The organism is Mesorhizobium sp. M7A.F.Ca.CA.002.05.1.1 (assembly GCF_003998335.1).
Classification (GTDB): Bacteria; Pseudomonadota; Alphaproteobacteria; order Rhizobiales; family Rhizobiaceae; genus Mesorhizobium.
On record NZ_RZQI01001561.1, the window covers coordinates 1 to 614 of the forward strand.

At 63.7% G+C, this 614-nt stretch carries 2 pseudogenes; one reads left to right on the plus strand and one right to left on the minus strand.

Annotation, left to right across the window (positions count from 1 at the left end):
* Positions 1 to 278 (plus strand): annotated as a pseudogene (locus EN939_RS37035) (MFS transporter); the annotation flags it as partial.
* A 23-nt stretch (positions 279 to 301) separates the two neighbouring features.
* Here EN939_RS37035 and EN939_RS37040 read toward each other — a convergent pair.
* Positions 302 to 614, minus strand: a pseudogene (locus EN939_RS37040) (hypothetical protein); the annotation flags it as partial.

Here is a 614-nt window from a genome sequence, read left to right on the forward strand (position 1 = left end):
CCGCCGCGCATCTCGCCGCACAGGGAACGGCATCTTCGACGCAGGCAGCAGCGGCAGCCCAACTGCTGGTGACCGGCAATCTCGGCGAAGCAGCACAACATCTGCCCCAGGCTGGAGCCATTGTTCTGGTCCAGGCCTACGAGGCGGCGTTCGACAGGCTGCTGATCGTGCTGGCGGCAATCACCGTCATGACCGCCATCGTCGTCTTCCTTGGCCTGCGTCGCGGATCGGCGTCGGAACACGAGACCGTCGCTCTGCCGGCAGGCCAGGAAGGGTAGCTGTCAGCGGACGAGCCCCGCTGTCAGTCGAGCCTGTGCATCAGGTCCTCATCCAGCCAACGGCCGAAGAAATAGACCAGTTGCTTGTGCCACCATGGCCAGTCGTGGCTGACATCGCCGCCCCAATAATCGACCCAGGCGGGAATGGATTTGTCGCGCAGGATCTGTTCCAACTTGCGCGTCTCGACCAGCATCCGCTCTTCCCAGGCGCCCTGGCCGCAGCAGAAGATCAGCCTGAGCGCCTTCAGCCGGGCCAGCAGTTTGGGATCGACGATGCCGGGCAGATAGTCGAGCGGCGAGTTGTAGAAAATGTCGCCCTCGAGCGCTTTGCCGAAG